Here is a 26,730-nt window from a genome sequence, read left to right as displayed (position 1 = left end):
CATCATCTCGAGGATCAGCTCCGCGAAGCCGTCCGGGACGCCCTCCACGCGCGTGCGCGGGTCGGGCGCCGGCGTGTGGCGGTGGTGGTAGGTCACGTCGCCCTCGCGGAACGGCACGGCGCCGGTCACCAGCTCGAACAGGGTGACTCCCAGCGCGTAGATGTCGGCGCGGCCGTCGACCGACTCGCCCAGCGCCTGCTCGGGCGCCATGTAGTACGGCGTGCCGCCGATCAGCGTGGCGGAGCGGCGCACCTCTTCGACCATCTTCGCCAGGCCGAAGTCCATGATCTTCACGACCTTGCCGCGCGTGAAGAACAGGTTCGCGGTCTTGATGTCCCGGTGCACGATGCGCCGCTCGTGCGCGTACTCGAGCCCCGCACAGATCTGCACGCCGAGCCGCGACGAGTCACGCGCCGAGAGCCGGCCCGCGCGCCGCAGAATCACGTGCAGCGGGTCGCCTTCGAGCAGCTCCATGGTGATGAAGAACTGCTGGTCTTCCTGGTCGGCGTCGAACAGCGTGACGATGTTGGGGTGATTCAGCGCCGCGGCCGCGCGCGCCTCGCGCAGGAAGAGCTGCACCGCGGAGGGATGGTCGCGCAGGTTGTCGGGCAGGCGCTTCAGCGCCACCTCGCGGCCCAGCCGCTTGTCGCGCGCCCGGAACACCACGCCCATGCCGCCGCGCCCGATCTGCTCGATGATCTCGTAGCGGCTCTCCGCGACCAGCGGCACGGTCGCCGCCGTGACTCGGCCGGTCTGGTCCTTGGGCTGCGTGAGCCGCTTGCGCAGCGCGTCGATGCGCGCGCCGATCTCGGGATAGGTCGGCTCGTCCTCGCGCAGCTTCTCCAGCACCTCGAGCGCTCGGCCCGGCTCGCCGGAGCGCTCGAGCAGCTCCGACAGGCGCGCGCGCAACGCCGGGTCGACGCCCTCCTGCGAGTCGCGTTCGATGCGCTCCTCGAGCTTGCGCGCCGCGAGGTCGGTGTGACCCTCGCTCTCCAGCGCGTCGGCCAGGAGCAGACAGGCTTCGGAGTAGTTCGCGTCGCCGGGCAGCACCTGCTGCAAGAGCTTGATCGCGCGCGCGCGGTCGTCGTTCTGCTTGGCGATCATCGCGGCCTGGAACGACTCGCCGCTGCGCTCGAGCACGCCGATCATGCGGTCGGTCTCGCCCGCCTCGCGGTAGCAGGCCAGCGCGCGCTCGTAGTCGGCCGCGGCCTCGTAGGCCTTGCCGGCGCGGATCGGGTCGCCCGCGCGCCGGAACATCTCGGCCGCGCGCACCGGCTCGCCCGCCTTCTGGTACAGCCCTGCCGCGCGCGACCACTCGGAGAGTGACTCGCGCAGCTTCGCGGCCTCGGCGAAGTACTCGGCGTACTCGTAGTGTTCGGCGGCGCGCGCCTTGGCGCCCTGGGTGTCGTGCATGCGCGCCAGCAGGAAGTTGGAGAGCTTGTCCTGGCCTTCGCGCGCCAGCGCACGCGCCGCGGCGGGCACGTCGCCCTGGAGATAAGGAGTCACAGCCGGCGGGCAGCCCTTGAACAGCACGCCCTCGGTGCGGCCCAGGTCCACGTCGACGATCACGCTGCCGTAGCTGTCGATGGTGACCTCGCGCTCGGTGACGCGGTCGCCGCTGCCCAGCGCGATCCAGTGCCGGCCCAACGGCAAGCCCAGCCGCACGGCCTGGCCGCGCATGTGCCGGAACGTGTCGGGCCGGCCCATCACCGACACCGCGCACTCGCGCACCGGCTGGCCGTCCCAGGTGACCCGCACCTCGATCGCGCAGTGTCTCGGCTTCAGGTCGAACTCGAAGCGGCGCGTGTCGCGGCTCGCCACCGTGACGTGCTGCAGCTCCCAGCGCTCCTCGAGCGCGGCCTCGCCGCTGGAGCCGTACAGCTCGCCTTCGACCATCAGCCAGTACTTCCCCGGCGCGACGCCGCGGAACTGGGTCTCGCGCGACACCAGGTGGTGTTCCATGCGGGTCGACACGCGGCTCTTCGCGGCTTCGCGCTCGGCGGGCGTGCGCTTGCGCCGCGGCTTGCGGCGCGAGAGCGACACGCTGAAGCTGCCGCGCAGGTCGTCGGGGTAGGCGATCACGACCACCAGGTCGCCGTGGCCGCGGGCGGTGCGCGCCGCCACGAGCAGGAGCGCGAACAGACACAGCGCAGCCGTGAGCCAGCGCTGCCCGGAGGGGCGGATCGCCCAGGCGCGGAACGCCGACGCGCGCCGTTGCCAGCTCGGGTCGAGCGACGCGTAGCTCTGGTCCAGCGTGAACTCGATGCGCGGCGCCCAGCGCGCGTAGCTCGCCGCGATGTCGCTGCGCGCGTCGGGCGGAATCACCGCGTCGAGATCGCCGAACGACGGCGGCTCGGCGGGGGTCGCAGCTTCCGCGGCCTCGGGGCGCTCGGCGCGCTCGCGCGCCGCCTCGCGGGCGGCCTGGCGCGCCAGCCGGCGGCGGAGTCTCTCGCGGAACGGCCCCTCGTGACCCGTGCCGCGCTGTGACTCGTCGCCGTTCCCCAGCGAGTTCCAGTCGCGCGCCGGCGCCTCGTCCTGGGTCGCGGCCGGCGGCTCGTCCGACGCGCCGCCGTCGAAGGTCGGCGCGACCTCGAAGCTCCCCGCCTGCGCCGCGGGCGCGGCGCCGAGGAGCGCTGCCGCGACCAGGAGCGCGGCGACATGGCCGGGGGACGAGATACGCATCGGAGTCGGCGAACTCTTCGGTGTCGCAGGGCCTTCGGTTGAGTCGCCGCGTGCCCGGGAGCGCCAGGCTCGCCGCCGGACCGGCGTCCGAGATAGCATCGGGCATCGGGAGCGGTGACGATGCGCGCCGGGACATTCCTGACGGAAGAGATCGAACGGGGACCGGCAGGTCCGAAGGTCGGCGCGTTCTTCGACGTCGACGGAACCCTGATCTCGGGCTTCTCGGGCATCGCCTTCTGGCGCGACCGGCTGCTGTCCGGCCAGATGGGCCTGGCCGACCTGTCCGAGAACCTGCTGGCCTGGGTCGGCTTCCAGCGCGGCCAGATCGGCTTCTCGGGCATCCTGGCGGCCTGGTCGGGCATGCTGCGCGGCACGCCGGAGCAGGAGCTGGTCGACACCGGCGAGAGACTGTTCAACTCGGAGCTGGCCGCGCTGATCTATCCCGAGTCACGAGCGCTGGTCGAGGCACACCTGCGGCGCGGCCACACGGTCGCGATCGTGTCTGCGGCGACGCGCTACCAGATCGCGCCGCTGGCGCGCGACCTGGGCATCGAGCGCGTGCTGTGCACGCGGCTCGAGGTCGACGAGGGGAAGTTCACGGGCAGCTTCGTCCGCCCGCCGTGTTGGGGCGAGGGCAAGGCCGACGCGGTGCGCGGGCTCGCGGCGGAAGAGGGTCTCGACCTGGCCGAGAGTTACTTCTACAGTGACTCGAGCGATGACCTGCCCCTGTTCGAGATCGTGGGCCGGCCGCGCCCCACCAACCCCGACTCACGACTCACTCGCATCGCGCAGCGCCGGATCTGGCCCACGCGCAGCTTCGCCAGCCGCGGGCGGCCCGGCTTCTCGGACGTGGCGCGGACGCTCCTGGCCACCGCCTCGAGCGGGCTGGCGCTCGGGCTCGGTATCTCGCTGGCGGCAGTCACGGGCCGGCCCAAGACCGCGATCGACTTCGCGCTCGGCGCCTGGGGCGACCTGGGCACGGCGCTGGCGGGCATCGAGCTGCGCGTGCGCGGCGAGGAGCACCTGTGGTCGTCGCGGCCGGCGGTGTTCATCTTCAATCACCAGAGCTCGCTCGACGTGCTGCTCCTGTGCAAGCTCCTGCGGCGTGACTTCGTGGGCGTGGCGAAGCAGGAGCTGCGGCGCATCCCGGTGCTCGGTGCCTTCTCGGCCATGCTCGGCACGGTGTTCGTCGACCGCGCGAACTCGAGCGCGGCGATCCAGGCGCTGCAGCCCGCGGTCGACGCGCTGCGCACCGGCACGTCGCTGGCGATCGCGCCCGAAGGCACGCGCGCGCCCACGCCGCGCCTGGGCCGCTTCAAGAAGGGCGCGTTCCACATGGCCATGCAGGCGCGCCGGCCGATCGTGCCGATCGTGATCCGCAACGCGCTCGACGCGCTGCCCAAGGCCGGGCTGGTGGTGCGGCCCGCGACCATCGACGTGGTGGTGCTGCCGCCGATCTCCACGCGCGACTGGACCCGCGAGTCTCTCGACGCGCACATCGAGGAGGTGCGCAATCTGTACGAGGAAGTGCTGGCGGGCTAGCTTGCGCGGCCGTGGAGAGTGAGAGGCATCCCCGCGATCGGCTGCGCCCGACACTCGGCCTGTTCGACGCGACGCTCTTGTGTGTCGCCTCGGTGATCGGCTCGGGCATCTTCCTCACCCCCGGCGAGATCGCCACGCGCCTGCCGCACGCGGGCCTGATCCTGGCGGTGTGGGTCGTGGGGGGGCTCTTGTCGCTGGCCGGCGCGCTCGCCAACGCCGAGCTCGGGGCCATGTATCCGCACGCCGGCGGCGACTACGTGTACCTGCGCGAAGCCTTCTCGCCCTTCGCCGGCTTCGTGACCGGCTGGGTGTCGTTCTTCGCGATCTTCACCGGCACCGTGGCCACGCTCGCGGCCGGAGTGAGTGAGGCGCTCGCGGTCTTCGTGCCACTCTCGGACGCCGCGCGGCTGGCGATCGCGCTGGCGGTCACGCTGGCCGCGAGCTGGCTCAACGTGGTCGGCGTGCGCGAGAGCGCGCGCCTCAACAACGCGGGGGCGCTGTTGAAGATCGCCTCGCTCGGCGCGCTGGTGGCGCTCGCTCCGTTCGCGGGCGGCGGCGACGCCAGCCGGCTCGCGGCGCTCGTGCCCAACGGCCACGAGGCCGGCTGGAGCGACTTCGGCCTCGCGCTCTCCCCGGTGCTGTTCAGCTATCTGGGCTGGAACGCGACCGTGTACGTGGCCAGCGAGATCCGCGACGCGCAGCGCAACGTGCCGCGCTCGCTCTTCCTGGGGCTGGCGGTCTGCATCGCGGTCTATCTCGCAGTGAACGCGGTGTATCTCTACGCGCTGCCGCTGCCCGAGCTGCAACACGCCGCGAATGCCGGACAGGCGGCGGCGGAGCAGCTGTTCGGGCCGGTGAGTGGCACGTTGCTCGCCGTGTTCGTGCTCGGCTCGATCGTGGCCACCCTGAACGCCACGATCCTGGTCGGCCCGCGCATCGCCTACGCCATGGCGCTCGACGGCCGCTTCTTCCGCGGGGTCGACGCCGTGCACGCCACGCGCCAGACGCCGCACGTGGCCATCTGGGTGCAGGCCGCGGTCGCCTGCGCGCTCCTGCTCGTGCTGCGCAGCTTCCCGAGCGTGCTCGACTTCACCACCTTTGCGATCGTGCTCGCGACCATCGCCGACACGCTCGCGCTCTACGTGCTGCGACTCACCCGCCCCGAGCGCGCGCGGCCGTATCGAGCCTGGGGCTATCCCTGGCTGCCGGCCGCGTACCTGATCGCGAACGTCGCGGTCGCGCTCAACCTGATGAACGGGAAGCCGCACGAGTCACTGGTGTGTTTCTTGGTGATCGCGAGCGCGGTCCCGTTCTGGCTCGTGTTCGGACGCGCCCGCAGCTAGCGGGCGCGTCCGAGGCGACTCACGAGCGTTTCAGGGCAGCGGCGGGAAGGCCGCGATCGCGCCCGACCGCGTGGCAGCTTTGATCGACGAGCCACTGTTCAGGATGAAATCGCCGGGTTGGGGGTTGACGCCTGTCCCCGTGACGCTCACCGACGCGGACGACGGACAGGCAGGCGAGGAGCCGAGGGCCGTGTAGTTGATCGTCATGATTCCGGTCGCGTCGACGTGCGTGGCGTCGCCGTTGCAGCTCAGGGTGATGTCCACGGGCACGACGGCCTTCACGAGCACGCCCTTCTTCTGCGTCGTCACCATGTGCGCCATGTCGAACGACACGTCGCCGGTCCCAACGGCCGTATCGAACAGCGGGTTCGTGTCGATCGCGGCGATCACGTTGTTGTTCAAGTTCGAGCAGTCGAGAAACAGGTACATGCCCTGCGTCTTCGTCGGAGACGTGCCGACGCAAGTCTGGAAGACATCTTTCTGATTGGCGCCGGTGCTGTCCCCGACGTCGTCGCCCTTGCCGTTGGTGGTCTGGCTGAGCGCCTTGATCTTGATCGTGAGTTGGTGCGCGGTGATGGGTCCGCCCCCGGCGAGAGCGGAGAGCGGAACCGCGACCATGAGCGAAGCGACGGCAATGCCGACGCGTCCGGCGAGACTCGAAATCTTCACGAGCGGGCCTCCAATGGGGTAGTGGATGGCAGCTCGCGACTGCAAGCTCGGTACCGTGCTCGCAGGCGCACCCAGGGCACGCCGGAGCGCGCAGTGAGTCACTTTGACGCGCTCGACTGGACGGATGAGGCGCGCCGTCCGTCGGACGGACGGCGCGCCGAGCCCTCAGAAGAGAATGGGCGGGAACGACGAGATAGACCCCGAGCGATTCTTGATCGAGATCGATGAGCCGCTGTTCACGATAAAGTCACCTGGTCCAGGGTCCACTCCGGCTCCGACCATCTGGATGCTGCCGGAGAGCGGACACGAGTCACTGGTGCCGAGCGCCGAGAACTTCACGGTCATGATTCCGGGCGCGTCGACGTGCGTCGTGTCGCCGTTGCAGCTGAGGTGTACCACCACCGGGACGACCACTTTGGTCATGATCCCGTTCTTGCTCGTCGTCACCCCGTGCTCCGTGTCGATTTCGAGCGATCCGATGGCCACGGCGGTGTCGAAGAGCGGGTCCGTGTCGATCGCCGCGATCATGTTGGTGGTCGGGTCTCCGCAGTCGATGAAGAGATACACCCCCTGCGTCTTGGTCGGCGGACTCCCCACGCAGGTCTGGAAGACGTCCTTCTGATTCGCCGACACATTGTCCTGACGCTCGTCCCCCTTGGGGGCGTTCGGGTCCTGGCTGATGGCCTTGAGCTTGATCGAGAGCTGATGCGCCGTGATCGGTGCTCCACCCCCCGCCGCGGCCGTGTGCGGAATCGCGAGACTGAGTAACGCGAGTGCGATGCCCAAAGTCCGGATCATGAAGTCCTCCTCCTGCGCGGAAGGGATGTAGGGTCCGGCGGGACCGCGCAAGGGTGGTAAAGTCGCCTCACCCTATGCGTGCTCCGCCCGATGAAGCTCTCTTCAACTCGGGCGACTGGCTCGTGACGGAGACCGCGCGGCGTGCGGACCCATTCGTGCTCCGCTGTGCCGGCGCACGGTGGACCGGAGCTCGACTCGCGGCGTCGGCGCTCGCGTTCCAGGCCGAGCTCGCACGGCTCGGAGTCGCCCGTGGAGAAAGGGTGCTGATCGTGGCGCGCGACACACCGTGCTTCGTGGCGGCGTTCCTGGGCGCGATGCGCGGCGGCGCTGTGCCCGTGCCGATCTCCACTCTGCTTCCGGCGAAGGACGTGGCGTTCATCGCGCGCGACGCCGACGTGCGCGCCGTGGTGCTCGATCGCGGCCTCGGCGAGTCACTCTTCGATCCGGCGCTGTATCCGAGCGCGACGCCCGTGATCGCGGCGGGCGTGTTCGACTTCGAGGGCATCGCGCGCGGGGCGGAGCCGGCCGCCGCGCCGACCCGGGCGGGCGACCCGGCCTTCTTCCTCTACACGTCCGGCACCACGGGCGAGCCCAAAGGTGTGGTGCACCGCCACGCCGACCTGCCGGTGACCGCCGAGCGCTACGCACGCGGGGTGCTCGGCCTGGGGCCCGGCGACCGCTTGCTGTCGGCCGCGAAGCTCTTCTTCGCCTACGGCCTGGGGAACTCGCTGACCTTCCCGCTGGCGCTCGGCGCCGAGGTGGTGCTCGCGCCCGAGCGCGCCACGCCCGAGGCGATGTTCGAGCTCGTCGCACGCGAGCAGCCGACCGTGTTCTTCGGCGTGCCGACGCTCTACGCGGCCATGCTCGCCCACCCGGGCGCCCCCGAGTCACTGGGCCGCGTGCGGCTGTGTCTCTCCGCGGGCGAGGCGCTGCCCGCGCCGCTCTGGGAACGCTGGCGCGCGCGCTTCGGCGTCGAGATCCTCGACGGCCTGGGCAGCACGGAGATGCTGCACATCTTCGTGTCGAACCGGCCCGGACGCGCGCGGCCGGGCTCGAGCGGCGAGCCGGTGCCGGGCTATGCGGTGCGCATCGTGGACGAAGACGGCCGCGACGTGGCCGACGGAGAGACGGGCACGCTGCTGGCGCAGGGCGAGAGTGCCGCGCGCGGCTACCACGAGCGGCCCGAGCAGACCGCGCACACCATGTTCGCGCCGGGCTGGCTGCGCACCGGCGACGCCTACCGGCGCGACGCCGACGGCTTCTACTGGAGCGTCGGGCGCACCGACGACCTCTTGAAGGTGAGCGGGATCTACGTGTCGCCCTTCGAGGTCGAGTCGCTGCTGGCCGCGCACCCGGCGGTGCTGGAAGCCGCGGTCGTGGGGCAGCCGGACGAGCACGGACTCACCAAGCCGCGCGCCTTCGTGGTGCTCGCGCCGGGTGCGCAGGCCGGCGATGCGCTCGCGCGCGAGCTGCAGGACTACGTGAAGGCAAAGAGCGCGCCGCACAAGTATCCTCGGCGCGTGGATTTCGTGGCCGAGCTGCCCAAGACGCCGACCGGCAAGATCCGCCGGCACCTGCTGCGCGGAACCTGACGTGAACGCGACGGCCGACGGCATTCCGCGCGAGCTCGAGACCTCGCCCGAGCGCTATCGCCATTGGCGGCTCGCGGTCGACGGCCCGGTGGCGCGACTCACACTGGCGGTCGACGAGGCGGGCGCGCTCCAGGAGGGCGTGGTCCTCAAGCGCAACAGCTACGACCTCGGCGTGGACCTCGAGCTGCGCGACGCGGTGACTCGCATCCGCTTCGAGCACCCCGAGGTGCGCTGTGTGGTGCTCGAGAGCGCGCTGCCCGACGTGTTCTGCGCCGGCGCGAACATCGCCATGCTGGCGCGCTCCTCGCACCCGCTGAAGGTCAACTTCTGCAAGCTCACCAACGAGACGCGGCTCGAGCTCGAGGACGCCACGCGCGCGGGCCAGCGCTGGATCGCCGCGCTCTCGGGCACGGCGAGCGGCGGCGGCTACGAGCTGGCGCTGGCGTGCGAGCGCATCCTCCTGGTCGACGATCGGCGTGCCGCGGTGAGTCTGCCCGAGCTGCCGCTCCTGGCGGTGCTGCCCGGCACGGGTGGACTGACTCGCCTGGTCGACAAGCGTGGCGTGCGCCGTGACCGCGCCGACGTGTTCTGCACGCTCGAAGAGGGCGTGCGCGCGCCGCGCGCGCTCGAGTGGGGCCTGATCGACGCCAGCGCGCCGCCGAGCGAGTTCCGGGCGCTGGTGGGGCGCGAGATCGCCGCGGTGCCGGAGCGCTCGGCGGGACCGGCGGTCCGGCTCGAGTCACTCGCGCCGGCGGTCAGCGACCGCGAGCTCCGCTACCGGCACGTGCGCGTGCGGATCGATGGCGAGCGGCGCCTGGCCGAGCTCGAGGTCGCGATTCCCGATGCCGGCCTGCCCGGCGGGCTGCGGCTGGCGCGCGAGCTCGACGACGCGCTCCTGCGCCTGCGCCTGCACCACGCCGAGGTGGGCCTGTGGCTGCTGCGCGTGGTGGGCGAGGAGGGCTCGGCGCAGCGGCTCGACCGCGCGCTGCTCGCCGATTCCTGGCTCGCGCGTGAGGTGCGGGCGCTGTTCGGCCGCGTGCTGAAGCGGCTCGAGAACTCCGCGCGCTCGAGCTTTGCCCTGGCCGACGCGAACGCCTGCTGGATCGGCGTGTTCCTCGAGCTCGCGCTGGCCGCGGACCGGACCTATCTCCTGCGCGACGCCTCGCCGCGCATCGAGCTCACGGCCGCGAACTTCGGCGCCTACCGCATGGGCAACGGACTCACCCGGCTCGAGACGCGCTTCCTGGGCGCGCCCGAGCAGCTCGCGGCGCTGCGCGCTGCGCAGGACCGGCCGCTCTCGGCCGACGAGGCCGAAGCCCTGGGCCTGGCCACCGAGTGTCTCGACGAGATCGACTGGGACGATGCGCTGCGCGTCGCGATCGAGGAGCGCGTCAGCTTCTCGCCCGACGCGCTCACCGGCATGGAGGCGAGCTTGCGCTTCGCCGGCCCCGAGACACTCGAGACCAAGATCTTCGCGCGCCTGTCGGCTTGGCAGAACTGGATCTTCCAGCGCCCGAACGCCGCCGGGCCCGACGGCGCGCTGAAAGCCTACGGCCGCCCCGAGCGGGCGAAGTTCGACTGGAGTCGCACGTGACCATCGACCTCGACGCGCGCATTCCCAACAACGTGGACCTCGCGGGCGACGCCAAGCTGCGCCGCGCGCTCGAGAGCTGGCAGCCGGCGTTCCTGCGCTGGTGGCAGGAGCGCGGGCCCGACGGGCTGCAGCGCGACGAGATCTACCTGCGCACCGCCGTCGGCGTCGACCGCCAGGGCTGGGCGCACTACGACTACGTGCGCATGCCGGACTACCGCTGGGGCATCTTCCTCGCGCCGCCCGAGCCCGGCCGCGCCATCGCCTTCGGCGACCCTGCGGGCCGGCCCGCCTGGCAGCAGGTGCCGGGTGAGCACCGCGCCGCGCTGCGCCGGCTGATCGTGACTCAGGGAGACACCGAGCCCGCGAGCGTGGAGCAGCAGCGCCGGCTCGGCGCCCGCGCGCCGTCGCTCTACGACCTGCGCAACCTCTTGCAGGTGAACGTGGAAGAGGCACGCCACCTGTGGGCCATGGTGTATCTCCTGTTCAGTCACTTCGGGCGCGACGGGCGCGAAGAGGCCGAGGCGCTGCTGGCGCGCGAGAGCGGTCAGGCGGACCACCCGCGCATCCTGGGCGCGTTCAACCGCCCGATCGCCACCTGGCTCGACTTCTTCTGCTTCGCGACGTTCACCGACCGCGACGGCAAGTACCAGCTCGCCTCACTCGCCGAGTCGGGCTTCGATCCGCTGTCGCGCACGTGCCGGTTCATGCTCACGGAAGAGGCGCACCACCTGTCGGTGGGCGAGGGCGGCGTGAGGCGCGTGGTGGCGCGCACCGCGGAGCTGATGAAGCGCGACCCCAACGAGGACGCGCGCGCGCAGGGCGGCATCGACCTGCCGCTGCTCCAACGCTTCATCAATCACTGGTACAGCGAGAGTCTCGACCTGTTCGGCTCGCCGGACTCGTCCAACGCCGCCGCTTACTTCGCGACCGGGCTGAAGGGCCGCTACCAGGAGTCGAAGACGGGCGCCTACGACGACCACGTGCTGCTCGAGGGCGCCTACGCGGTGGAGAAGCCGGCGGCCGCGGGCGGCATCGAGCGCCAGGAGGTGCCGGTGCGGCGCGCGATCAACGCGCTGCTCCAGGACGCCTACTCGCGCGAGTGCGAGAAGTCACTCGCGCACTGGAACCAGGCCCTGGCCTCCGCGGGTCTCTCGTATCGCCTCTCGCTGCCGCACGCGCGCTTCAACCGCAGGATCGGGCCGTTCGCGGAGTCGCACTGGCTGCCCAGCGGCGCGCCGGCCCCGGACCGGGCGGCGGTCGCGGCGCACCTGCCCACGGCGGACGACGGCGCCTGGCTCGAGGCGTTGCAGGACGGGCCCGTGCTGGCGCGCGGGCAGTGCGCGAGCTGGCTCGCCGCGCCGAGTCACAAGATCGACGGCCAGCCGCTCGACTTCGAGTACGTGCGCTTCGCCTGAGCCCCTGATTCGGCGGACCCGCGCCGGCTGGGCCGAGATACACTCCGGCCATGAAGTTCATCTTCGAGGTCCAGCTCAAGCCCGGACGCACCGCCGAGGAGTACGCCGCGACCTGGATCCGCGCGAGCGAGATCCTGCAGCGCGCGCCCGGGGCACGCGGCACGCGGCTGCACCGCAAGATCGGCGACCCGAGCACGCTGCTCGCGATCGCGAGCTGGGAGTCGAAGGCCCAGCGCGACCGGCGCGAAGAGTATCTCCAGCCCGACGCCGCGATGCGCAAGGTGCTCGACGAGCACCTCGAGATCGTCGACTTCCACTTCATCGGCGAGTACGAGGAGGCCGAGTGGGTGGTCGAGCCGACGGCGCTGAAGTGATTCAGCCGTCTCCGCCCAGGATCATCACGTAGATGTTCGCGCCGTCCCAGAAGCCGTTGCGGATCTTCTCGGGCAACGCCTGCCAGGCTTGCTTCAGCGTGCCGCCGGGCGAGGCGTCGAAGGCCAGGAGGCACGAGTAGTCGTAGTCCCAGGCCGCGCGGCCGTTGACGGTCTCGGCTGCGGCGGGCAGCCCGCGATAGAAGAACGCCTGGTAGATGTCGGTGACGAGCTGGCGGCGCGCGTACCCGAGCGACCCCTTGGGGAAGTATTTCCCCTCGAACACGATCTTGTGCGGGAACGGGTGCCGCAGCGCGAAGTCCGGGCATGGTTGCACCAGGGCCGATCCCCTCTTCGACTCACCGATCCACTGCTGGTAGATCTCGGAGGCGTCCTTGTCGAGGTTCTTGGTGAAGGGGTGTTTGACCCTGTGGGCGGGCGCGGCCTCGGAAAGCCAGGGCATGCTGCGGTGGTACTCGTTCAGGAGCGCGTAGCGCGCATCCTCCTCTTCGAGCCCCGCCTGCTGGATCTCCGCGAAGAGACACGGCAGCACGTGGCCGTTCAGGAACGCCGACTCCGGCAGCTTGAGGTGGCGCTCCTCCGGCTTGGCGCCCGCGCGAGCCCGCTTCACGGTCTCTCGGATCGCGAGGTCGAGCTCGCGCGCGGCCGGCAGTGAGCCACTCAGTCTCTTGGCGAGGCCATCCAGAAACTCTCGTGCTTCCAGCTTGCTCATGCCACTTCATCGGCCCGTGACACGAGTGAGTTGAGTCAGCGCTGACCTCCCTGCGGCGCGCTCATCTTCTGCATCACCTCGTCGAGGTTGAAGCTCGCGGGCTTCTGGCGCGGCGGGAACTCCTTGAAGGACCCGATCCACTTGCCGACCAGCGCCTGCGCCGGCACGACCACGAAGGCGCGATTGAAGAACCACGCCTCGTACTCGAACGACTCCGGCCCGCGCTCGAACGGATCGGCGCGCAGGTTGATCAGCATGGGCGTGCGCAGGTTCGTGAACGGATAGCGCCACACGCCGATGCCCTCGTGCTCCTGGATCTTGAAGTGGACCTTCCACTGCAGGTAGCGGAGGGCCATCAAGTCACCGTCGTCGCTCCAGTACAGGAACTCCTTGCGCGGTGACTCCTTCACCTCGCCCTTGAAGAAGGGCAGCAGGTTGTACCCGTCGAGGTGGACGTGGAACGACTTCGCGCCCGACGTGCACGACTTCTGGCAGCGATCGACCACCGTGGTGTCGCCACCGGCCGCCGCGAACGTGGGAAGGAAGTCCTCGTGCGCGAAGATGTCGTTGTAGACCGTTCCCGGCTTGATCACGCCGGGCCACTTGATCAGGGTGGGCACGCGGAAGCCGCCCTCCCAGTTGGTCGCCTTCTCGCCCTTGAACGGCGTGGAGCCGCCGTCGGGCCAGCTCATCACCTCGGCGCCGTTGTCGGTCGTGTAGACCACGATCGTGTTGTCGGCGATGCCCATGTCGTCGAGCGCCTTGAGCAGCGCGCCCACGTCGGCGTCGTGCTGCTGCATCCCGTCGGGATATACGCCGAGGCCCGTCTTGCCCTCCCACTCGGGCGACAGGTGGGTGTTCACGTGCATGCGGGTCGAGTTGAAGTAACAGAAGAAGGGCTTGCCGGCCTTGTGCTGGCGCTCCATGAAGTCGATCGCCGCCTTGGTGAACTCCTCGTCGACGGTCTCCATGCGCTTCTTCGTGAGTGGCCCGGTGTCTTCGATCTTGCCGTCGGCGAAGGAGTGAATGACTCCGCGCGGACCGAAGCGCTTGCGGAACTCCGGGTTCTTCGGGTAGTCGGGGTTCTCGGGCTCCTCTTCCGCGTTCAGGTGATAGAGGTTGCCGAAGAACTCGTCGAAGCCGTGTTTCGAGGGCAGGAACTCGTCCTTGTCGCCCAGGTGGTTCTTGCCGAACTGGCCCGTGGCGTAGCCGAGCGGCTTCATGATCTCGGCGATCGTCGGGTCCTTCGCGGAGAGACCGATGTCCGCGCCGGGCAGGCCGACCTTGGTGAGTCCGGTGCGGATCGGCGACTGACCCGTGACGAAGGCCGCGCGGCCGGCGGTGCAGCTTTGCTGTCCGTACCAGTCAGTGAACAGCGCACCCTCGTTCGCGATGCGATCGATGTTGGGCGTGCGGTAACCCATCATGCCGCGGTTGTAGACGCTCGGGTTCCAGTAGCCGATGTCGTCGCCCATGATGAAAAGGACGTTCGGCTTGGCCGAGGCCTTGGCTGCCTCCTGGGCCGGAGCCGGCGGCGAGAGACTCGCGAGCAGGAGCGCAGCCAGTACGGCGAGGCGGGGGACGTTCATCCACTGACTCCATGCGCAATGAGGCGCGTCGCCCCATGGTACCTGCTCCGCAAAATTCCTTGACCGCGAGTCCCCGGATGCGGTAGAAATTGAGCATGGTCATGTCTGACCGTGGTCAGGATCGTTCGGGGCGGCGCGAGCGCGGCAAGCGCGAGAAGCTCGGCCGCATCCGCGTCGCGGCCCACAGGCTCTTTGTGAAACAAGGCTTTGAGCGCACCACCACGCGCCAGATCGCGGCCGAGGCCGACATCGGGGCGGGCACGCTGTTCCTCTACGCGCCCACCAAGGAGGACCTGCTCGTCCAGATCTTCCAGGACGAGGCGGGGCGCGCCGTGGAGCGCGCGTTCGCGCACATGCCGCAGGCGCCGCTGCTCGAGCAGCTCCTGGCGGTGTTCCATGCGCTGATCGAGTTCCACGCCGCGGACCCGGCGCTCGCGCGCGTGTTCGTGAAGGAGCTGCCCTTCGTCGACGACTCACGCCACGGCCTGGCTCACTTCATGGCCCAGCTGTACGCGCGGCTCGGCGGGCTGGTCGAGGCGGCGAAGGCGAGCGGCGAGCTCGGGGCCGACGCGCCGGTGCGGCTGCTGGTGCAGAACCTGTTCGGGATCTATTTCCAGCAGCTTCAGCTCTGGCTGGGCGCGCGCGCGCCCGAGCCGAGACCCGAGGATGAACGACTGCGCGAGGCGCTCGAGCTCCAGCTCCGCGCCGTGCGCGCGAAGGAGTGACTCGATGGCGGTGCGCAGCGGAAAGCAATATCTCGAAGGGCTGCGCGACGCGCGCACGGTATGGCTCGACGGCCGCCGCGTCGACGTGAGCACCGAGCCGGCGTTCGCGGGCTCGCTGTCCGGCATGGCGGGGTACTTCGACTGGCAGCTCGCGCACGCCGACGACTGTCTCGCCACGGACCCGGTGAGCGGCGCGCCGATGAACGCCAGCCTGATCGTGCCGCGCAACGCCGACGACCTGCGCCGACGCAACCGTTGCTTCGACCGGCTCGCGCGCTACTCGGCCGGCATGCTGGGCCGCACGCCCGACTACGTGAACGTGACGCTGGCCGGCTTCGTGGCGCGCGCCGACGTGTTCGCGAGGCAGGGTGACTCACGCGGCGCCGAGCGCCTGCGCCGCTTCCACCGCGAGGTGATCGAGCGCGACCTGTCGCTGACGCACACCATCATCCACCCGGTGATCGACAAGGCGGTGGGCGAGCTCGAAGGCGTGAACCGCGACCTGGCCACGCGCGTGGTGCGCCGCACGCCGGAAGGCATCGTGCTGCGCGGCGCGAAGATCCTGGCCACGCTCGGCCCCTTCGCCGACGAGCTGTTCGTCTATCCCGGCCAGCCGCTGCCGCCCACGGCGGGCGATTGGGCGCTCAGCTTCTCGATCCCGCTCGCGACCCCCGGTCTGCACACGGTCTGCCGCGACCACTACGGCGTGGCCGGGCCGATCGCCGACCGGCCCTTCTCGGCGCGCTTCGACGAGCAGGACGCATTCATGATCTTCGACGACGTGCTCGTGCCCTGGGAGCGCGTGTTCATCGACGGCGACGTGACGGCGTACAACGAGCTGCTGCGCGAGGGCTGGGCAGGGAACATCATGCAGCAGACCTGCATCCGCGCCGCGGTGAAGCTCGAGTTCGCCTACGAGCTGTGCACGCGCATGGCGCGAGTCACCAACAGCGAGGCGCGGACCGACGTGATCCAGATGCTCGGCGAGATCTGGGGCTACGCCACGCTGACGCGCGCCGCGATCCGCGCGGCCGAGGACGGCGCGCACGACTGGGGCAACGGCGCGTTCTTCTGCGACGACCGCCCGCTGCGCGCGGCGCGCGCGCAGATGCCGGGCTGGATGGCGCGCACCAACGAAGTGATCAAGCTGATCGGCTCGCACAACCTGCTGGCCACCGCGTCTGCCGAGGCCTTCGCCTCGCCCGAGCTCGGCCCGTTGATCGAGCGCTACATGCCGGGCGCGCGGGGCATCAGCGCGCGCGAGCGGGCGCTGCTGTTCCGCACCGCGTGGGACTTCGCGGGCTCGGCGCTCGGCGGGCGCGTCGAGCAGTACGAGCGCTTCTATCTCGCGAGCGCCGCGCGCAACTTCGGGCTCGATCACCTGCTCGCGCAGCGCGGAGAGTGGTCCGAGTGGCCGGCGTTCCTGGCCGCGGCGGGGATCCAGCCGTGACGGCGCGCGTGGCGGGCGTCGAGATCGCGACCGAGCACTGGATCGGCGGCAAGCGCGTGGCCTCGCGCGCCACCTTCGCGACTCACTCGCCGATCGACGGCGCGCACCTGGCCGACGTTTCGGCGGCTGGGAAGGGCGAGGTCGATGCAGCGGTGGCCGCGGCCCGCGCGGCCTTCCCGGGCTGGGCGGCGTTGGGCGCGCAGGGCCGGCTGCCGATCCTGCAGCGCTTCGCCCAGGGCATCCAGGCGCGCGCGGCGGAGCTCGCCGCGGTCGAGACCGCCGACAACGGGTCACTGCTCGCGGGCAACCTGGCGCGCGTGGTGCCGCGCGCCGCGCTGAACGTCTCGTTCTTCGCGGACTGGGCGGCGACCCGGCTCCAGGGTCACACGATCGATTCTCCCGAGGTCACCAACCACGTGCGCTACGACCCCGCGGGCGTGGCGGCGCTGATCACGCCCTGGAACGCGCCGCTCATGCTCACCACCTGGAAGGTCGGCCCCGCGCTGGCGGCGGGTGACACCGTGGTCGTGAAGCCGCCCGAGTGGGCGCCGCTCACCTGCTCGCTGCTCGCCGACATCGCGCGCCAGGCCGGCGTGCCCGACGGCGTGCTGAACGTGGTGCAGGGCATCGGCGAGGAAGCGGGCGCCGCGCTGGTGGCGCACCCCGACCTCGACCGGATCAGCTTCACCGGCTCGACCGACACCGCGAAGTCGATCGGTGAGTCAGCCGCGCGCTCGATCACGCCGCTGGCCGCCGAGCTCGGCGGCAAGTCGCCGTTCATCGTTTGCGCCGACGCCGACCTCGACGCGGCGGCGCAGACCGTCGCGGGTCAGTACGCCAACGCGGGTCAGGTGTGTCTCGCCGGCACACGCGTGCTGGTCGAGCGCTCGATCGCCGATGCGTTTCTCGACCGGGTGCGCGCCGCCTCGGCGCGCATGACCGTGGGCGATCCGCGCGACGCGAAGACGCGCGTGGGTCCGCTGATCACGCGCGAGCACTTCGCGCGCGTGAGCGGCTTCGTCGAGCGCGCGCGCGCCGCGGGCGGCCGGCCGCTGTTCGGCGGTGAGCGGGACAAGGCGGGCGAGCTGTACTTCCAGCCCACGTTGTTCGACCACGTGCAGCCCGACTTCGAGATCGCGCAGCGCGAGGTGTTCGGTCCCGTGCTCACCTGGCAGACCTTCGAGCGCGACGACGAAGCCATCGCGCTGGCCAACGGCACGCGCTACGGCCTGGCCGGCGTGCTGTTCAGCCGGAACGAACGCCGCGCCATGGCGATCGCCGAGCGCGTGGTCGCGGGCACGCTGTGGGTCAACTGCTTCTTCATCCGCGAGCTCGCGGCGCCGTTCGGCGGCGCGCGTGACTCGGGCCTGGGCCGCGAGGGCGGCGCCTGGAGCTTCGACTTCTACTGCGACGTCAAGAACGTCGCCGTGCGAAAGGGATCGTTCCATGGCAGTGACTGAGCTGGGCTACATGGGCCTCGGAGTCTCGGACCTCGAGGCGTGGCAGAAGTTCGCGCGCGAGATCGTGGGTCTCGAAGTGGTCGACGAAGGCGAGGGCGATCGCTGCTACCTGCGCATGGACTACTGGCACCACCGCATCGTGCTGCACCGCGACGAGTCCGACGACCTGGCCTATCTCGGCTTCCGCGTGGCTGGCGCCGACGAGTTTCTCGACACCCAGAAACAGCTCGCCGACGCCGGCATCGAGTTCCGGCTCGGCACGGTGGAGGAGGCCGAGGAGCGCCGGGTGCTCGAGCTGCTGAAGCTCGCCGATCCCGACGGCAACCCGATCGAGATCTTCCACGGGCCGCTGGTGCGCTTCGCGAAGCCCTTCCATCCGGGCCGCGGCATGCACGGCAAGTTCCTGACCGGCGAGGGCGGGCTGGGTCACTGCATCGTCCGCGAGCGCGATCCCGAGGCCGCCGTGCGTTTCTACCAGGCGCTCGGCATGCGCGGCGGCGTGGAGTACAAGTTCGGCAAGGGCGTCCGGTCGCTGCAGCTGCGCTTCATGCACTGCAACGCGCGCGACCACTCGGTGGCGTTCGGCATCGGCTCCCCGCAGAAGCGGCTGAATCACATCATGCTCGAGGTCGACAACCTCGACGACGTGGGACTCACGCACGATCTCGTGCGCAAGGCCAAGATCCCCGTGCACATCCAGCTCGGGAAACACTCGAACGACCACATGTACTCGTTCTACTTCCGCAGCCCGTCGGGCTTCATGATCGAGTACGGCTACGGCGCCCGGCCGGCGACGCACCAGTCGGAGTACTACGGCGAGGACTTCTACGGCCACGGGCCGGAAGAGGGGGGATTCTGATGCCGAGCGAAGGCCGGAACGTGCTCGAAGGGCCGCGCCAGGAAGTCCGCCGCATCCTGCACCAGGGACGGCCGCAGTGGGTCGCGCTCGAAGGCAGCGAGCTCGTGCTGGGCGACGGCCGGCGCGTGGCCGAAGCGTCGGCGACCTATCTCGCGCCTTGTGAGCCGACCAAGATCCTGTGCATCCACCTCAACTACGAGTCACGGCGCGTGGAGTTCCGCGCCGAGCCGCTGACCACGCCGACCTACTTCCAGAAGCCGGTCACCGCGCTGAATGCCCACCGCGGCACGCTGTGCCGGCCGGCGAACTGCCAGTATCTCAACTACGAGGGCGAGGTCGCGGCGGTGGTGGGCCGGCCCATGCGCAACGTGGCGCCGGCCGACGTGTGGGAGCATCTGGCCGGCTTCGCGCCCGCGAACGACGTGGGCGCACAGGATTTCCGGGACACCGACGCGGGCTCGATGTTGCGCGTGAAGGGTCAGGACGGCTTCTGCCCGATCGGGCCCGGCCTGGTGCGCGGCGTCGACGTGCGCCAGAGCGTGGTGCGCACGGTGCTCAACGGCAAGACGGTGCAGGAGGGCAAGGTGTCGGAGATGATCTTCGGCATCGACTACCAGCTCGCCGACCTGTGCCGGCACATCACGCTCCTGCCCGGAGACATCGTGCTCACGGGCACGCCCGCGAACTCGCGGCCCATGAAGCTCGGTGACGTGGTCGAGGTCGAAGTCACCGGCATCGGTCGGCTGTCGAACACGGTGGTCGAGATCCCGGCGCCGAAGCACGAGATCGGCCACCAGCCCACCGACAGCAAGTCGGTGCGTGCGGTGGCGCTGGGCAGTGACTCGCGCCGCCCGCCGGGCGACGCGCCCAAGGAGTGAGCATGGCGTTCGTCCGGAACCTCTGGTACGTCGCGGCCTGGAGTCACGACGTGCCCGCCGGCAAGCCCGTCGGCGTCGAGGTGCTGGGCGAGCCGCTGGTGCTCTACCGGCGCGGCGACGGCGGCCTGACGGCGTTCGACGACCGCTGCCCGCACCGGCTCGCGCCGCTCTCCCTGGGCCGGGTCGAGGGCGACGACCTGCGCTGCATGTACCACGGGCTGCGCTTCGCGCCCGACGGCAGGTGCGTGGAGCTGCCGGGCTCGGCGAAGCCTCCGGCGCGCCTCGCGGCGCGCACGTTCCCGGTCGTGGAGCGCTGGAGCTGGATCTGGGTCTGGCCCGGCGACCCGGCGAAGGCCGATCCCGCGCGCGTGCCCCGGGCCTTCGGGCTCGAGGACCCGGACTGGGTGTACCGCAGCGGGGCGCTGGACTACGCAGCCGACTACGAGCTCCTGAACGACAACTTGTGCGACTTGTCGCACCTGGACTTCGTGCACGAGAAGTCACTCGGCTGGGCGAGCGGGTCGAAGTGGTCCAACGACTCGCCGCGCATCTCCGCCGAGGACGACGGGCTGCGCATCGAGCGTTGGTTCCGAGATCACCCGATCATGGGCAGCCAGCCGCAGCGCGTCGACACCTGGAGCTCCTACCGCTACGTGCTGCCCGGACTGTTCCTGCTCACCACGCAGGCGTTCCCGGTCGGCACGGCCGAGGCGAGCGGCCTCGGCCCGCCCGACGGCAAGCCGATCTTCCACCGCATCGACCAGCAATCGGTGACGCCGATCGGTGTCGGACGCTCGCGCTACCTGTGGGCGCTCGGCTTCCCGCGCGCGATCGCGACGCCCGCGTTCCTGGAAGGCGCCTATCAGGTGACTCGCAAGTCGTTCGACGAGGACAAGCGCATCATCGAGGCGCAGCAGCGCATCTGGGAGCGCCTGCCGCCGGAGCGCAAGCCTTCCGCGATCCCCCAGGATCAGGCTCCGGCCATGTTCCGGCGCCTGGTCTCGCAGCGTCTCGCGGACGAAACAAGCTGAGCCGCGCTCAGCGGGCCCCGCGCTCGCGCTCGAGCTCCATCTTCCGCCGCTCGAGCGCTTCGCCGAGTGACTTCACGTCCACGGCCTTCTTGGCCATCGGGAACATCTCGCCCTGCTCTTCGTCGACGTGGTGGTTGATGTACTCGCCCAGCACCGTGACCTTCGCGTCGTAGAGCTCGTCGCCCGGCGCCATCGCCTCGATCTGGTCGATCAGGTCCTTGGCGCTCGCGTGCTCGACCAGCGCCTCGTCCATGAGCTGGTCGTCGTCGATCGCGGCGCGCACGGCCGGATAGAAGATCTCCTCCTCGATCTGCGAATGCACCTCGAGCGCGCGGCAGATCTGCGAGGCGAGCTTCTGCTTGTCCTCGTCGGCGGCGTTGCCGTCGACCAGCGATTGATAGGACTTGAAGAGCTTCTTCACCGCCTTGTGGTCTTCGGTCAGGAGGGTGATTGCATCGGTTCCGCGCGTGGCCATGGAGTGACTCCCCGAATGGGTGGTGTGGCTGTGAGTCTGCAAACGAGGTGCCGCGGCTCCGCGCGCGTGCGCCGCTGCCGGCGTGGCGGAGGCCGCTTCGTCTACAAATCGCCGTGGCACGTGCCTTGCGAGTCGCTGCAGCACATGGGCACGAAGGCTGCGCGCTGGCAGCGCTCCCCGTACGCCGCCGACGACGGCTGCGTGAACGTGGTCGTAGAAACGCCAAAGGGATCGCGAAACAAGATCAAGTTCGACGACGATCTGGACTGCTTCCGCCTCTCGGACGTGCTTCCGGCCGGGAACACGTTTCCCTACGACTTCGGCTTTCTCCCCGGCACGCGCGCCGAAGACGGTGATCCGATCGACGTGCTCTTGCTCATGGACGAGTCCACTTTTCCCGGGACGCTCGTGATCTCACGGTTGGTCGGGGTGATCGAGGGCGAGCAGACCGAAGACGGGCGCACCGTGCGCAACGATCGCCTGATCGCCGTGTCGGTCGATGCGCGCGACTACCGCGACGTGCACTCGGTGAAGGACGTGAGCTCCCATCTGATCCGGGAGCTGGAGCACTTCTTCCGCTCCTACGCGGAGATGGAGGGGCGCAAGTTCCGCTTTCGAGGTCTGCGCGGCCCGCGCCACGCGATGAAGCTGGTGAAGCGCGCGCGGCTCAGCCGGCGGCGCTGACCGTGTCGGAGGGACTCATCTGGCTGTTCGGCGGCGACCTGCCACCGAGCCCGATGCTGCTGCACCAGGCGTGCGCGCGCGGCGTTCTGGTCTACCTGCTCGGCGTGCTGATCGTGCGCGCGGGAAAGAGCCGGCTGATCGGCCGTGCGAGCGCGCTCGACGTGATCCTCGGGTTCCTGCTGGGCTCGCTGCTGAGCCGGGGCATCACCGGCAGCGCGGCGATGTCGACCACGCTGGCCTCCTCGGCGGCGATCGTGGGCGCGCACTGGCTTCTCACCCGGGTCACCTTGCCCTGGCATCGGCTGGGCGAGCTCTTCAAGGGTCACTCGGAGGTGCTCGTGCAAGAGGGCCGCGTGCGCGAGGCTGCGCTGCAGGCGGCGCATCTCTCGCGCGAGGACCTCGCAGAAGGCTTGCGCCTGCAGGGTGTCGAGCGCGTCGAGCACGTCCACCTGGCCGTCAAGGAGCGCAGCGGCGAGATCAGCGTGATCGAGCGCGCCGCGAGTCACCGGCCGCGCGAGTAGCCGCCGTCGACGTCCAGCGTGGTGCCGGTCACGAAACCGGCGCGCGCCAGATAGAGCGCTGCGTCCGTAGTGTCGCGCACCTCGCCGATGCGCCCGAGCGGGTGGATCGCCGCCAGCGAGTCGGGGTCCTGGATGAGCGGTGTGCGGATGATGCCCGGCGCGAGCGTGTTCACGCGGATCTGCCGCGGCGCGAGCTCGGCGGCGAGTGACACCGTGAGCGCGTGCACGCCGCCCTTGCTGGCCATCGCGGCCGACACCGGCAGGCCGTGCAGACCCTGGCCGACCAGCACCGTGCCCACGTTGATGATGCTGCCGCCGCCGCCCTTCAGCATGAGCGGCACCACGGCGCGCGTCATGAGATAGGTGCCCTTCACGTTGGTGGTGTAGAAGCGGTCGAGGTCCTCCTCGGTGCTGTCGAGGAAGGGCTTCGCGCCGAAGATCCCCGCGTTGTTCACGAGCACGTCGACGCCGCCGAAGGCGCGCTCCGCCGCGGCCGCGACCGCCTCCGCGGTCGCGCGCTCGGCCACCGAGCCGGCCACGGCCACGACGCGCCGGCCCCCGTCGAGCTCGTGCCTGGCGCGCTCGAGCTTCTCCGGATCGCGCGCGTTGATCACCAGGCTCGAGCCCTCGGCGAGGAAGCGGGCGGCCAGGTCGAAGCCGATGCCGCTGCTCGCACCCGTGACGATCACCCGATCGATTCGCTGGGACATGTCGGTCCCTCCTTTCTGGAGCAGAGCCTAGGCCGGGATCCCAGAACCAGAAAGTCGTATGATTGGATCGACTCCATAATCAGCAGTTATATTGCGCCCGCATGACCTACGACCAGCTCGCCGCCTTCGTCGCCGTGGCCGATGCCGGGGCGTTCACGGCCGCCTCGAAGCGGCTGCACAAGTCACAGCCGGCGGTGAGCAAGCTCGTGCGCAACCTGGAGCAGGAGCTCGGCGTCGCGCTCTTCGACCGGCGTGCCTACCGCGCCACGCTCACTTCGGCCGGCCGGCGCTTCCGCGAACGCGCGGCGCGCGTGCTCGAGCAGACCGACGGCCTGAAGAGCTTCGCGATCGAGCTGTCGGGCGCGGTCGAGCCCGTGGTGCGGCTGGCGCTCGAGGCAGTCACTCCGCTCGCGCCGGTGATGCGGGCGCTGCGCGCCGTGGGCCGGCGCCATCCTGCGGTGCGCTTCGAGCTCACGACCGAGAGACTCGCCGGCGCGATCGAAGCGCTGCGCGCAGACCGCGCCGACCTCGCCATCGCGACCAAGCTCGGCGCCGGCGCGACCCGGCTCGAGTCCGGCCGCTTCGCCCGCGTGCGCGTGATTCCGGTGGCGCACCGCGAGCACGCGCTGGCGCGCCAGCGCAAGCCGATCCCGGCCGAGGCGCTGCGCGCGCACGCGCAGATCGTCCTGCGCGACAGCTCCGCCGAGCCCGACTCACCCTCGGTCTACGTGCTCGAGGGCGGGCTCCACTGGAGCGTGACCGACGTGGCGGCCAAGAAGGAGGTCATCCTGGCCGGCATGGGCTGGGGCGGTCTGCCCGACCACGTGGCCGCGGACGCGATCGCCGCCGGCGAGCTCGTGGCGCTGCGCATTCCCGAGTTCGACGCGAGCCCGATGGAGCTGTTCGCGCTGCGCCGCAGAGACCGCGCGCACGGCGTGGTGGCGCAGGCCCTGTGGCGGGCCATACTGGGCCGGTGACCCCCTCGCTCAATCGCTGGCTCTACCGCGGTGGGCGCCCGAACGCGCTCGCCCGCTTTCTCAACCGGCTGCAGGCCGCGATCTTCGCGCGCGGTGTCTCGCCCGACTGGGTGGTCGCGCTCGACGTGGTGGGCCGCAGCTCGGGCCGGAAGATCACGTTCCCGCTCGTGATGGCTTGGGTCGACGGCGAGCGGTATCTCGTGTCGATGCTCGGGCGCAACGTCGCCTGGGTGCGCAATCTCGAGGCCGCCGGGGGCCGGGCCGTGCTGCGGCACGGAAAGTCGGAGCCGGTGCGGCTGGAGCTGGTCACGCCCGAGCGGCGCGCGCCGATCCTGCAGGAATACCTGCGGCGCGCGCCCGGCGCCCGGCCGCACATTCCGGTCGACCCGGGCGCTCCGCTCGAGTCATTCGCCGCGGTCGCCGCCGACTACCCGGTGTTTCGCGTCGTTGCGTACGATGGCGCGACAGGAGGCGAATCGTGACGAGACTCGCAGGCAAGGTGGCGCTGGTGACGGGCGCTGCGTCGGGCATCGGCCTGGCGTGCGTGGAGCGCTTCGCCGCGGAGGGCGCGAAGGTGGTGGGTGCGGACCTGCAGAGCGGCCCGCGCTCGAGCGCCACGCGCGTGGCGCTCTTGGACGTGTGCGACGAGGCGGCCGTGGCGGAGCTCGTGCGCGAGATCGCGCGCGATCACGGCCGGCTCGACGCGCTGGTGAACGCGGCCGGGGTGGCCGGCGGCGGACCGGTCCACTCACTCGACCAGTCGGCCTGGGACCGCGTGCTGTCCATCAATCTCAAGGGCACGTTCCTGGTCTGCAAGCACGCGCTCGGGCAGATGCTGCAGCAGCCGGCGCGCGACGGCGAACGCGGGTCGGTCGTGAACGTTGCCAGCATCGAAGGGCTCGAGGGCACCGCGGGCGGGAGCGCGTACAACGCCTCGAAGGGCGGGGTGGTCCTGCTCACGAAGAACCTCGCGATCGACTACGGCCGCAGCGGCATCCGCGCCAACGCCGTCTGTCCCGGCTTCATCGAGACACCCATGATGGAGGCCGTGCTCGGCTCGCCGGCGCTGGCTTCGGTGCGCGAAGAGATCCGCCACGAGCACAAGCTGCGCCGCTTCGGGCGGCCCGACGAGATCGCCGCCGTGGCCTGCTTCCTGGTCAGCGCCGATGCGTCGTTCGTGTCGGGTCAGGCGATCGCGGTCGACGGCGGGTTCACGGCCGGCCGCGACCCGCACATCACCGAGCTGATGGGTCTGTGAGTGGCGAGCGCGAGTGACTGACTCGAAGGGACTGGCGGCGCACCCTACTCAGGGCACGCCGCCAGCGGGCGTCCTTCACCCGAGGCCGAGAGAGACCTCAAGTCGCCCCACCCATCGAAAAGCACAAGACCGGAGCTCTCGTCCGACGCTGACTCGTCTCCGAGGAGCAACTGCCGTGCCGGGCAGGGAAGCTGTGCGAGGCACGAGTCGAGTACGCGCAGAGCGCGCGCCCGTTTGCTTCGTGGGCAGGTCTGCCACTCGTGTGTGCGGCAGCAGGCGAAGTCTGAGAGAGGGCTAATCTAGCGTGAGTCCTCGCGAACTTTGGCTCAGCGCGCGCGTGTTGCCCGCGTCGGCACGAAGCGCCAGAGTGCCAGCCGTGAAACGCCTGTTCGCGTGCCTCGCAGCGATCGTCCTGGCCGGCAGCGCATCGACGCGTCCGGCCGGGACCGCGCGCATCGCCGTCGTGCCCGACGTGCAGAACTACGTGACCACGATCGATCCGGGCGACGACGCCATGCGCGTGAAGCTGCTCGACGCCATGGTCGACGACATCCTCGCGTGGAAGCCGGACTTCGCGATCCAGGTGGGCGACCTCACCGACTCGACCGGCGGCGCGGACCAGATGTCGGTCGGCACGCTCGACGACGACCCCAACTCGCAGGGCACGCCGGCCGACGCCGAGTGGAAGCGCATCCGCACCAGGATGTTCGACCGCTTCGACGCCGCGGGCATCCCGCACCTCGAGGTCACCGGCAACCACGATTCGGGCGTCGACTACGGGCGCTACTTCCCGGCCGACGAGTTCAAGAAGCGGCCCTGGTTCCACGCGCTCCTGTCGCGCAGGCCGGCCTGGAAGGACCCGATCCCCGACACCACGCAGCGCGCCGCGCTCATGCCTACCCCGATCGGCACGATCTGCGTGATCGGCCAACCGTTCATGGGCCAGCGCAACGGCGGTATCGACCTCGACTGGCTCGTGTCGCAGATCGGCTGCGGCGCGCACCGGCCGACGATTCTGGTCCAGCACGGCGGACTCACTTCGCCGGTGGTCATGGCGCTGGCCCGGGCGCCGGCCGAGACGCAGTCACTGGTGATCGCGACCGTGGAAGGTCACTTCGTCTGCACGAGCTGCGTGATGATGAGCCAGGCCCGCTGGCGGAACCCCGGGCTCGAGAATGCGCTGCAGATCCGGGCGAACTGGCAGGAGACGAGCTTCGGCGCGCCCGGCGGCACGAATCACACGGGTCTCTCCTGGTGGGCGCAGTGGACGATCGACCCCAAGGCCGGCAAGTCCGTGCTGATCGCCCACAACCCGTATCTCGGGGTCTCGAACGCGCGCCTCGACGCGGGCTACACCAACGCCAACGGCCCGTT

At 70.4% G+C, this 26,730-nt stretch carries 25 protein-coding genes; 18 read left to right on the top strand and 7 right to left on the bottom strand.

Features of this window, described 5'->3' with window-relative positions; genetic code table 11:
- On the bottom strand, positions 1-2,682 hold a 2,682-nt coding region (locus VMR86_18010; GenBank protein ID HTO08949.1), incomplete at its 3' end, for a protein kinase.
- Positions 2,683-2,802: 120 nt separating this feature from the next.
- On the opposite strand from VMR86_18010, the gene VMR86_18005 reads away from it, so the two are divergent.
- A complete protein-coding gene (locus VMR86_18005; GenBank protein HTO08948.1) occupies positions 2,803-4,224 on the top strand; it encodes an HAD-IB family hydrolase in 1,422 nt (473 codons plus the stop codon).
- An 11-nt stretch (positions 4,225-4,235) separates the two neighbouring features.
- A complete protein-coding gene (locus VMR86_18000) occupies positions 4,236-5,567 on the top strand; it encodes an APC family permease (protein HTO08947.1) in 1,332 nt (443 codons plus the stop codon).
- A 30-nt stretch (positions 5,568-5,597) separates the two neighbouring features.
- Here VMR86_18000 and VMR86_17995 read toward each other — a convergent pair whose 3' ends face one another.
- Together VMR86_17995 and VMR86_17990 are read right to left on the bottom strand one after the other, a co-directional pair.
- Positions 5,598-6,236, bottom strand: coding sequence for a hypothetical protein (locus VMR86_17995; GenBank protein ID HTO08946.1), 639 nt, complete (start codon positions 6,234-6,236; stop codon positions 5,598-5,600).
- Positions 6,237-6,401: 165 nt separating this feature from the next.
- Positions 6,402-7,034, bottom strand: coding sequence for a hypothetical protein (locus VMR86_17990; GenBank protein ID HTO08945.1), 633 nt, complete (start codon positions 7,032-7,034; stop codon positions 6,402-6,404).
- 74 nt (positions 7,035-7,108) lie between these two features.
- Here VMR86_17990 and VMR86_17985 point away from each other — a divergent pair, with 74 nt between their 5' ends.
- Genes VMR86_17985 through VMR86_17970 form a run of 4 tightly spaced genes read left to right on the top strand, consistent with a single transcriptional unit; the run spans position 7,109 to position 12,009 of the window.
- Positions 7,109-8,626 (top strand): benzoate-CoA ligase family protein, encoded by a 1,518-nt coding sequence (locus tag VMR86_17985; protein HTO08944.1) that lies wholly within the window; start codon positions 7,109-7,111, stop codon positions 8,624-8,626.
- 1 nt (position 8,627) lies between these two features.
- Positions 8,628-10,220, top strand: a complete 1,593-nt coding sequence (locus tag VMR86_17980) for an enoyl-CoA hydratase-related protein (protein HTO08943.1) — start codon at positions 8,628-8,630, stop codon at positions 10,218-10,220.
- Positions 10,217-11,635 carry a benzoyl-CoA 2,3-epoxidase subunit BoxB gene (boxB, locus tag VMR86_17975; protein ID HTO08942.1) on the top strand — a complete coding sequence of 473 codons (1,419 nt, stop codon included), beginning with the start codon at positions 10,217-10,219 and terminating at the stop codon, positions 11,633-11,635. Before VMR86_17980 ends, boxB begins: the two co-directional genes overlap by 4 nt.
- Before the next feature lie 50 nt (positions 11,636-11,685).
- Positions 11,686-12,009 carry an antibiotic biosynthesis monooxygenase gene (locus VMR86_17970; GenBank protein ID HTO08941.1) on the top strand — a complete coding sequence of 108 codons (324 nt, stop codon included), beginning with the start codon at positions 11,686-11,688 and terminating at the stop codon, positions 12,007-12,009.
- Position 12,010: 1 nt separating this feature from the next.
- On the opposite strand, the gene VMR86_17965 is transcribed toward VMR86_17970, so the two are convergent.
- Both VMR86_17965 and VMR86_17960 read right to left on the bottom strand, forming a co-directional pair.
- Complete coding sequence (locus tag VMR86_17965) at positions 12,011-12,739, bottom strand: hypothetical protein (GenBank protein HTO08940.1); 729 nt, start codon at positions 12,737-12,739, stop codon at positions 12,011-12,013.
- 35 nt (positions 12,740-12,774) lie between these two features.
- Positions 12,775-14,328 carry an arylsulfatase gene (locus VMR86_17960; protein HTO08939.1) on the bottom strand — a complete coding sequence of 518 codons (1,554 nt, stop codon included), beginning with the start codon at positions 14,326-14,328 and terminating at the stop codon, positions 12,775-12,777.
- 101 nt (positions 14,329-14,429) lie between these two features.
- Here VMR86_17960 and VMR86_17955 point away from each other — a divergent pair, with 101 nt between their 5' ends.
- Genes VMR86_17955 through VMR86_17930 form a run of 6 tightly spaced genes read left to right on the top strand, consistent with a single transcriptional unit; the run spans position 14,430 to position 20,731 of the window.
- Complete coding sequence (locus VMR86_17955) at positions 14,430-15,053, top strand: helix-turn-helix domain-containing protein (GenBank protein ID HTO08938.1); 624 nt, start codon at positions 14,430-14,432, stop codon at positions 15,051-15,053.
- A gap of 4 nt (positions 15,054-15,057) precedes the next feature.
- Positions 15,058-16,503: a 4-hydroxyphenylacetate 3-hydroxylase N-terminal domain-containing protein gene (locus tag VMR86_17950; protein HTO08937.1), complete on the top strand. Its 1,446-nt coding sequence runs from the start codon at positions 15,058-15,060 to the stop codon at positions 16,501-16,503.
- The gene (locus tag VMR86_17945; protein HTO08936.1) at positions 16,500-17,963 is read left to right on the top strand and encodes an aldehyde dehydrogenase; all 1,464 of its coding nucleotides are present in this window, start codon (positions 16,500-16,502) and stop codon (positions 17,961-17,963) included. The genes VMR86_17950 and VMR86_17945 overlap by 4 nt, the downstream gene beginning before the upstream one ends.
- Positions 17,950-18,822 carry a VOC family protein gene (locus tag VMR86_17940; protein HTO08935.1) on the top strand — a complete coding sequence of 291 codons (873 nt, stop codon included), beginning with the start codon at positions 17,950-17,952 and terminating at the stop codon, positions 18,820-18,822. Before VMR86_17945 ends, VMR86_17940 begins: the two co-directional genes overlap by 14 nt.
- Complete coding sequence (locus tag VMR86_17935) at positions 18,822-19,700, top strand: fumarylacetoacetate hydrolase family protein (protein ID HTO08934.1); 879 nt, start codon at positions 18,822-18,824, stop codon at positions 19,698-19,700. The genes VMR86_17940 and VMR86_17935 overlap by 1 nt, the downstream gene beginning before the upstream one ends.
- A 2-nt stretch (positions 19,701-19,702) precedes the next feature.
- A complete protein-coding gene (locus VMR86_17930) occupies positions 19,703-20,731 on the top strand; it encodes an aromatic ring-hydroxylating dioxygenase subunit alpha (GenBank protein HTO08933.1) in 1,029 nt (342 codons plus the stop codon).
- 7 nt (positions 20,732-20,738) lie between these two features.
- Here VMR86_17930 and VMR86_17925 read toward each other — a convergent pair whose 3' ends face one another.
- Positions 20,739-21,206: a hemerythrin domain-containing protein gene (locus VMR86_17925; GenBank protein HTO08932.1), complete on the bottom strand. Its 468-nt coding sequence runs from the start codon at positions 21,204-21,206 to the stop codon at positions 20,739-20,741.
- Between the two features lie 144 nt (positions 21,207-21,350).
- Between VMR86_17925 and VMR86_17920 the strand changes: the two genes are divergently transcribed.
- Together VMR86_17920 and VMR86_17915 are read left to right on the top strand one after the other, a co-directional pair.
- Positions 21,351-21,890: an inorganic diphosphatase gene (locus VMR86_17920; GenBank protein HTO08931.1), complete on the top strand. Its 540-nt coding sequence runs from the start codon at positions 21,351-21,353 to the stop codon at positions 21,888-21,890.
- A 2-nt stretch (positions 21,891-21,892) separates the two neighbouring features.
- Positions 21,893-22,411 carry a YetF domain-containing protein gene (locus VMR86_17915; protein HTO08930.1) on the top strand — a complete coding sequence of 173 codons (519 nt, stop codon included), beginning with the start codon at positions 21,893-21,895 and terminating at the stop codon, positions 22,409-22,411.
- Here VMR86_17915 and VMR86_17910 read toward each other — a convergent pair.
- The gene (locus VMR86_17910) at positions 22,393-23,121 is read right to left on the bottom strand and encodes an SDR family oxidoreductase (protein HTO08929.1); all 729 of its coding nucleotides are present in this window, start codon (positions 23,119-23,121) and stop codon (positions 22,393-22,395) included. The genes VMR86_17915 and VMR86_17910 overlap by 19 nt on opposite strands.
- Before the next feature lie 101 nt (positions 23,122-23,222).
- On the opposite strand from VMR86_17910, the gene VMR86_17905 reads away from it, so the two are divergent.
- From VMR86_17905 to VMR86_17890, 4 genes are all read left to right on the top strand, one after another.
- Positions 23,223-24,098, top strand: a complete 876-nt coding sequence (locus tag VMR86_17905) for a LysR family transcriptional regulator (protein ID HTO08928.1) — start codon at positions 23,223-23,225, stop codon at positions 24,096-24,098.
- The gene (locus VMR86_17900) at positions 24,095-24,580 is read left to right on the top strand and encodes a nitroreductase/quinone reductase family protein (protein HTO08927.1); all 486 of its coding nucleotides are present in this window, start codon (positions 24,095-24,097) and stop codon (positions 24,578-24,580) included. Before VMR86_17905 ends, VMR86_17900 begins: the two co-directional genes overlap by 4 nt.
- Complete coding sequence (locus VMR86_17895) at positions 24,577-25,356, top strand: SDR family NAD(P)-dependent oxidoreductase (GenBank protein ID HTO08926.1); 780 nt, start codon at positions 24,577-24,579, stop codon at positions 25,354-25,356. The genes VMR86_17900 and VMR86_17895 overlap by 4 nt, the downstream gene beginning before the upstream one ends.
- Positions 25,357-25,732: 376 nt before the next feature.
- Positions 25,733-26,730, top strand: a 998-nt coding sequence (locus VMR86_17890) for a metallophosphoesterase (GenBank protein ID HTO08925.1), incomplete at its 3' end; no start/stop codon positions are given.

It is taken from the genome of Myxococcota bacterium (assembly GCA_035498015.1).
Lineage (GTDB): Bacteria > Myxococcota_A > UBA9160 > SZUA-336 > SZUA-336 > VGRW01.
The sequence above is the reverse complement of the archived record's forward strand: the minus strand, read 5'-3'. Positions and strand labels throughout refer to the sequence as shown.